This window comes from Streptomyces sp. CC53 (genome assembly GCF_001865245.1).
In the GTDB taxonomy this organism is placed as follows: domain Bacteria; phylum Actinomycetota; class Actinomycetes; order Streptomycetales; family Streptomycetaceae; genus Streptomyces.
Genome location: NZ_MKXB01000105.1, coordinates 1 through 6,959, shown reverse-complemented (window position 1 = coordinate 6,959; position 6,959 = coordinate 1). Strand labels below are relative to the sequence as shown.

The window sequence follows — 6,959 nt, the reverse complement described above, 5'->3', positions numbered from 1 at the left end:
TCTGCGGGTCGGTCGCGATGAGTCGGCGGTGCTGGGCCTGTGGGCCGGTCTGCGGTGGGTCTGTGGGTCGGTGAGTGGGGTGTCCTGCGGCGGTGGGTCTGCGGGTCCGTCGGACGGTGCCTTGCGGCGCTGAGCCCCGCCGGTCCGGGCCGGTGCCTACGGTGGTGTGCCTGCGGGCCCGGCTCGCAGGCCCCGCCGCCTCACCACCGTGCGGGGTCGCCCGCGTCCACCGCGAACACCGAACCGTCGGGCGCCGACGCGAACGCCCGGCCGCCCGCCACCACCGGGGCGGGCAGGGCCGGCACGTACGACCGTCCCCCGGCGGCCCGCCGCGGCGGGCTCTGCCCGGCCATGACCGCCTGTGCGCAGTCCACCGCCAGCAGCCGCCCGTCGCTCGCCGACAGCAGCACGAAGGAGCGGTCGCCGCCGCGCGCCACGACCGGCCGCGACACCCGGGCCGCCCCCGTCTCCAGCCGCCACCGCTCCCGCCCGGGGCCGTCCGCACCCACGTCCACCGCGGCGAGCGACCCGCCCGACCCCACCACGTAGACGGTGTCCCCGTCGACGGCGGCCTGCGCCTGGTCCGCCGGGGTCGCGAGCGGCACCCGCCGCACGGTCCGGTCCTCCGTGCCGAGCCGTACGACCGCGTCCACGAACTGCTCCGCGTCCGCCGACAGCAGCACCAGCCCCCCGCCGTCCGCCGTCGTCTCCACCGGAGACAGAGCACCCGTCAGCCGCTCCCGCCAGCGCACCGTCCCGTCAGCCGGGTCCACGGCGGTGACCAGCGTCGAAGCTCCGTCGGCCGCCGGGGCCACGGCGAACACCAGGTGCCCGTCCCGGCCCGCCACCCACTGCGCGCCGCCCCCGGCCGGCCGCCCGGTCCACCGCTCGGCGCCCGTCCCGGCGTCCAGCACCCGCACCCGCCCGTCGGCCAGCACCACCAGCACCCCGCCGCGGACCGGCACGACCCGCGCGTACGAGGCGAGGTCGTGGCCCCACCGGAGCGAGCCGTCGCCGAGGGCCAGCGCCTCAAGCCGGGCGTGCTCCTGCGCTGCGGTTCCCGGGCTCACCACGTACACCCCGTCGCCGGACACGAACAGTTCGGCACCGCCACCGGAACCTTCCGCACCGCCGCCCGGCACCGACCAGACCCGGTCGCCGCCGACCTGCCGCAGCCGCGCCGCCTTGATCCCGGGCGCCGTGCAGTACAGGTCGGTGCCGTGGGCCGCGCACACCGGCGGCTGCGGGGCGGCCCCTCCGGTGCCGCCCGTGACCTCCTGGCCCGAGCGGCCGTCCGCGCCGTGCTCCCGGTCGGCCCCGGAGCCCGCCGCAGTGCCGTCCTCCGCTCCCAGGCGGACGGTCCAGGGCGTGAACGCCCGCACCGTCGCGCCGGCGGGCCCGGCGGGCCGGGCTCCCGACGCGTCGAACCCCTGAACGGCGACCACAATCCCCGCGGCCCCCACGGCGAGCGCCGCGGCGACCCCCACGAGGGCCCGCGGCAACCGCCGCCGCACGGCCGGTGGTGCGGTGCCCGCTCCCGCCGCGGCGGCGGCACCGGTGACGGAGGCACCGCCCGAGGCGCCCGCCGGCGTTCCCACGACCCCGGCGGCCTCTCCCGCGGCAGCCGCAGCAGGTACGGCACCCGCCGCGCCGCCGGTGGGCCCCAGATGTTCCGCCGCACCACTGGCATCGGGCGAGGGGTGCGCCACACCCGTTTCCCGCGCACCGGCCACACCACCGGCTGCCTGCCCGGCGCCACCAGCGCTACGACCGGTTGCCTCCCCGGCGCCACCAGCGGTACCACCGGCTGCCCGCCCGGCCTCTCCGGCCTCGCGGATCGCAGCCTCACCGGCCGCACCCTCCGCCACCGCGTGTCCCGCAGCGGCAGCAGCACCCGCCCCGACGTCCGCGCCCAGGGCCTGCGCCGGGCGCCGCCGTTGCGTGGGAACGCGCCCGTGCTCCTCCGGCAGCCGCAGCGCCGTCATCAGCTCCTCGGGCGTCGGCCGCTCCGCGGGGTCCTTCGCCAGACACCGCAGCAGCACCGGGGCGAGCTCATCCGGCACCCCGGCGAGGTCCGGCTCGTTGTGGACGACCTGGTACGCCACGATGTACGGGCTGTTCGAGTCGAAAGGCCCACGCCCCGTCGCCGCGTGCACCAGCACCGCGCCCATGGCGAACACGTCCGCCGCCGGACCCACCTCGCGCGGCCGCTGGAACTGCTCCGGCGCCATGAACGGCGGGGAGCCGATGAGCTTGCCGGTCTCCGTCCGCACGTCGCTGTCCGCCGGCCGCGAGATCCCGAAGTCGATGACACGCGGGCCGTCCGACGCGAGAAGCACGTTGCTTGGCTTGAGATCGCGGTGCACGACCCCGACGCGGTGGATGTCGCGCAGGGCCTCCGCCAGCCCCGCGCCGACCCTGCGCAGTTCGGCCGCAGCCAGGGGACCGTTCCGCTTCACGCGCTCCGACAAGGTCGGCCCCTCGATGAACAGCGTCGCCATCCAGGGGCGGTCGGCATCCGGGTCGGCGTCCACGACGGGCGCGGTGAACGCCCCGCTGACCCGACGCGCGGCGCTGACCTCCTGCCGGAAACGCGCCCTGAACTCGGGATCCGCCGCATGCTCGCGGTGCACGACCTTGACGGCCAGACGCAGCCCGGAGCCCGAGACGGCCAGTCGGACGACTCCCATGCCCCCGGACCCGAGGACCTCCCCGAGCCGGTACCTCCCGGCGTACTCCAGGCGCTCCGGAGGTTCCGCTTCCGGTATGGGTCCGGTTCCGCGCAGCGGCGGCATCCTCCACCCCCGTACATGCTCCCGCGACGCTCGGAGCCTAGTCGATGATGCGTGCGATGTCGGTGTGGCTTGTTAGCCTCCCTCGCACGGTCGCCGCACAGGATCGGCGACACCGGAGGGGGGATCGAATATGACGGTGAAGCGCTACCCGGTGGCACCCGGCGTCCGCCTGAACGTCCGCAGCGGCCCGGGCACGCGGTACGGCATCGTGAAGGTGCTGCCCGAGGGCGTGAGCGTGCCTGTCAACTGCCAGACGCCCGGCACCTGGGTCACCGGCACGTACGGCACCACCAACATCTGGGACAACATCGGCAACGGCGAGTACGTCTCCGACGCCTACGTGAAGACCGGCAGCGACGGCTACGTGACCGTCCGCTGCGCCTGACGCCCCCGGCGGCGGCTGGGCGATAATCGGCCCGTGACCACCGAGCAGACCACGACGCCGGGCCCGCAGCCCGAACCCCTGCGCTTCTTCGGCACGACCTGGGTCGCGCACGACGGGGGGTACGGGCTGCGGCGCGCCGGAGCGGCCGCCGGCTCCCTGGCGGCCGCGGTGGCCGGAACCCTGGTCCTGCGGCTGGCGTACGAGGGGCTGGCCGTCGCCCAGGTCGGCGGCTTCGTCAACGGGCTGGTCCTCGCCATGTTCGCCGTCTGCACGGCCCTCGCCTTCCGCAAGACGTGGGAGGGGTTCACCCGCCGCCCCGCCGACCCCGCCCGGGAGGAGTCCCTGCGGGGCCTGAAGGCCATCGGCTTCGTGGGCTCGCTGCTCGCGTACTTCTGCCGCTCGCTGAAGGAGGCCCCGGGCGAGGCGCTGCTGCGCGCGGAGTACGAGGCGTCCCGCGCGCAGTACGAGAAGCGCCGCGCCACCCGCACGGGCAACCCGGCCACCCGCAAGCGCCGCCGCTGACGCCGACGCCGCCACCGGACCCCGCCCGCCCCTGGCTCCTGCAGCCGCCCGGCTCCCCCCGGCCCCGCGCCGTGCCGACCGCACCGGCTCCCGAGCCGACCGCCCCACCGCCGCCCCTGACGCCCCACCGCCCATCACCCGCCGCCGGCCATCCGCCGGGCCCCTTGCGCGGGCCTCCGCCGCCCGAGCCTGCACGGGCCTGTCCGCTGCCGGACCTAGCGGCCCCTTTGCGCCACCACCAGATGTCTGCCGCCGGGCTCTGCGCCGCTGCACTCCCGCCGCTGCACCCGCCGCCGGGCTCTGCGCCGTTGTCCCCGCCGCCGCGCCCCGCCCATCGTCGGGCCGAAGCCCGCCGCAAGGCCCCTGTCGGCTCGTATGCGGCTCGTATGCCGCCGGTCCGCAGGCGCGGATGCGTCCGGCGTCGCTGCGCCGGCGCGTTCCCTGCGGCTCCGTGCCGTCCTCCGTCACCACGCGCGGTGGCCGCGCCCCGGTACCCGCCGCCCCGCGTCCTTGACGCCCGGCCACCCGCACACCCAATATTCATCATATGATGAATTCGTCGGCCGCGGCCGTCGACGCCCGCGGCCTCACCGCCGTGCGCGGCGGCCACACGGTCCTGCGCGGTCTCGACTTCTCCGTACCGCCCGGGCGGATCACCGGACTCCTGGGCCCCAGCGGCTGCGGCAAGACCACCCTCATGCGGGCCGTCGTAGGCACCCAGGCCAGGACCGCGGGCACCCTCACCGTCCTCGGCCGCACCGCAGGCGACCCCGCCCTCCGCAGCCGCATCGGCTACGTCACCCAGAACCCCGCCGTCTACGACGACCTCACCGTCCGACAGAACCTCGCCTACTTCGCCGCCGTGCTCCAGCCGGGCCGCCGCCACCGCGACGCCCGCACCGAGGCCGTCACCCGGGCCCTCGCCGACGTCGACCTCACCGGCCACACGGACGCCCTCGCCGGCCGGCTCTCCGGCGGTCAGCGCAGCCGCGTCTCCCTGGCCGTCGCCCTGCTCGGCGCACCGGACCTGCTCGTCCTCGACGAGCCCACCGTCGGTCTCGACCCCGTCCTCCGCCGCGACCTGTGGGACCTCTTCCACCGCATCGCCGCCGACCGCGGCACCACCCTCCTCGTCTCCTCGCACGTCATGGACGAGGCCGAGCGCTGCCACCGCCTCCTCCTCATGCGCGCCGGCGAACTCCTCGCCGACGACACCCCCGACGACCTCCGCCGCCGCAGCGGCACCGCCACCGTCGAGGAGGCGTTCCTCCACCTGGTCGACACCGCGAACGCCGCGGACCCCACCGGCGGCACCGCCCACCGAGCTCCCGAGGACCCGCGATGAATCCCGCCCGCACCCTCGCCACCGCCGCCCGCGTCCTGCGCCAGCTCCGCCACGACCCCCGCACCATCGCCCTGATGCTGCTCGTACCGGTGCTGATGATCACCCTGCTGCGGTACGTCTTCGACGGCAGCCCCCGCGTCTTCGACGACATCGGCGCGTCGCTGCTCGGCATCTTCCCGCTGATCACCATGTTCCTGGTGACGTCCATCGCCACCCTGCGGGAACGCACTTCCGGCACCCTGGAACGCCTTCTCGCCATGCCCCTCGGCAAGACAGACCTGATCGCCGGCTACGCCCTCGCGTTCGGCGGGCTCGCCGTCGTGCAGTCCGTCCTCGCCACCGCTGTCGCCCTGTGGCTGCTCGACCTCGACGTCACCGGCTCACCGTGGCTGCTGCTCCTCGTCGCCCTGCTCGACGCGCTCCTGGGCACCGCTCTCGGCCTGTTCGTCTCCGCCTTCGCCGCCTCCGAGTTCCAGGCCGTGCAGTTCATGCCGGCGGTGATCTTCCCGCAGCTCCTGCTGTGCGGCCTGTTCACCCCGCGCGACCAGATGCACCCCGTGCTCGAAGCCGTCTCGAACGCGCTGCCCATGTCGTACGCCGTCGACGGAATGAACGAGGTACTCCGCCACTCCGACGTCACCGGCGCCTTCCTCCGGGACGCCCTGGTGGTCGCCGCCTGCGCCCTCCTCGTCCTCGTCCTCGGCGCCGCGACCCTCCGCCGCCGCACGGCCTGACGCCCCGACCCCGCCGACCGGGCGCCCGCCCCGACCCCTGCGTGCGCGATCCCGTCCGTACCGCCCCTCGGACGCCACCGCCCCGCCGGGGCTCCCAGTGGAAGGATGGCCCCAGGCACGAACCCCACGGCGAGGTGAGCAGAACATGACCCAGACAGTCGCGGTCCTCGGCACCGGAAAGATCGGCGAGGCCCTCCTCAGCGGAATGATCCGCGCCGGCTGGCCCGCCGCCCACCTCCTGGTCACCGCGCGCCGCCCCGAACGCGCCCGGGAGCTCACCGAGCGGTACGGCGTCGAAGCCGTCTCCAACGAAGACGCCGCCAAGCGCGCCGACACCCTCATCCTCGCGGTGAAGCCGCAGGACATGGGCCGGCTCCTCGAGGAGCTCACCCACCACGTCACCCCCGACCGCCTCGTCATCAGCGCGGCCGCCGGCATCACCACCACGTTCATCGAGGAACGCCTCGCCCCCGACACGCCCGTGGTCCGCGTCATGCCGAACACCCCCGTCCTCGTCGACGAGGGCATGTCCGTCATCTCCGCCGGCAGCCACGCCACCGGCGACCACCTCGCCCACGCCGAAGAGATCTTCGGAGGCGTCGGCAAGACCCTGCGTGTCCCCGAGTCCCAGCAGGACGCCGCCACGGCCCTCTCCGGGTCCGGCCCCGCGTACTTCTACTTCCTCGTCGAGGCCATGACCGACGCGGGCATCCTCCTGGGCCTGCCCCGCGCCCAGGCCCACGACCTCATCGTCCAGGCCGCCATCGGCGCGGCGGTGATGCTCCGCGACAGCGGCGAGCACCCGGTCAAGCTGCGCGAGGCGGTGACCTCCCCCGCCGGCACCACCATCAGCGCCATCCGCGAACTGGAGAACCACGGGGTACGGGCCGCCCTCATCGCCGCACTGGAGGCCGCCCGCGACCGCAGCCGCGAACTCGCCTCCGGCAACGGCTGACCGACCCCCGCGCGGGCCCCCGCCCCCCGTCCGCCCCGGAACCCGCCGACGCCCACCGTCCGCGTGCCGACCGAACGCAGGCGCCGCTCGTCCGCAGGCGCCGCTCGTCCGCCGCGGCCGGCGAGAGCCGCCACCCCCGCAGGCCCGCCCCGCACCGGAGCCCGCCCCCGTTATGTTTTCTGCGGTCCTGCAATGGGGCTGCTGGCCTCCGGGCTCGGCATGA

At 75.6% G+C, this 6,959-nt stretch carries 6 protein-coding genes; 5 read left to right on the top strand and 1 reads right to left on the bottom strand.

The genetic code is table 11. The annotated features are described in order from the left end of the window. Positions 1–200: 200 nt before the first annotated feature. Positions 201–2,795, bottom strand: a complete 2,595-nt coding sequence (locus tag BJP40_RS09755; protein WP_071280033.1) for a serine/threonine-protein kinase — start codon at positions 2,793–2,795, stop codon at positions 201–203. A gap of 130 nt (positions 2,796–2,925) precedes the next feature. Between BJP40_RS09755 and BJP40_RS09750 the strand changes: the two genes are divergently transcribed. The 5 genes from BJP40_RS09750 (at position 2,926) to proC (ending at position 6,736) form a co-directional block, all read left to right on the top strand. Continuing rightward, entirely contained in the window at positions 2,926–3,180 is a 255-nt protein-coding gene (locus tag BJP40_RS09750) for a peptidase (protein ID WP_071280032.1), read from the top strand. Positions 3,181–3,213: 33 nt separating this feature from the next. Then, positions 3,214–3,702, top strand: coding sequence for a hypothetical protein (locus BJP40_RS09745; RefSeq protein ID WP_175500097.1), 489 nt, complete (start codon positions 3,214–3,216; stop codon positions 3,700–3,702). Between the two features lie 547 nt (positions 3,703–4,249). Next, positions 4,250–5,047, top strand: coding sequence for an ABC transporter ATP-binding protein (locus BJP40_RS09740; protein ID WP_071280031.1), 798 nt, complete (start codon positions 4,250–4,252; stop codon positions 5,045–5,047). Continuing rightward, complete coding sequence (locus BJP40_RS09735; protein ID WP_071280030.1) at positions 5,044–5,781, top strand: ABC transporter permease; 738 nt, start codon at positions 5,044–5,046, stop codon at positions 5,779–5,781. The genes BJP40_RS09740 and BJP40_RS09735 overlap by 4 nt, the downstream gene beginning before the upstream one ends. A gap of 145 nt (positions 5,782–5,926) precedes the next feature. Then, complete coding sequence (gene proC / locus BJP40_RS09730; protein WP_071280029.1) at positions 5,927–6,736, top strand: pyrroline-5-carboxylate reductase; 810 nt, start codon at positions 5,927–5,929, stop codon at positions 6,734–6,736. Positions 6,737–6,959: the final 223 nt, after the last annotated feature.

Bases quoted from the DNA above. Each gene is read 5' to 3' on its own strand.
- BJP40_RS09755 (WP_071280033.1), bottom strand. From the start codon at position 2,795: ATGCCGCCGCTGCGCGGAACCGGACCCATACCGGAAGCGGAACCTCCG.
- BJP40_RS09750 (WP_071280032.1), top strand. From the start codon at position 2,926: ATGACGGTGAAGCGCTACCCGGTGGCACCCGGCGTCCGCCTGAACGTC.
- BJP40_RS09740 (WP_071280031.1), top strand. From the start codon at position 4,250: ATGATGAATTCGTCGGCCGCGGCCGTCGACGCCCGCGGCCTCACCGCC.
- BJP40_RS09735 (WP_071280030.1), top strand. From the start codon at position 5,044: ATGAATCCCGCCCGCACCCTCGCCACCGCCGCCCGCGTCCTGCGCCAG.
- proC (WP_071280029.1), top strand. From the start codon at position 5,927: ATGACCCAGACAGTCGCGGTCCTCGGCACCGGAAAGATCGGCGAGGCC.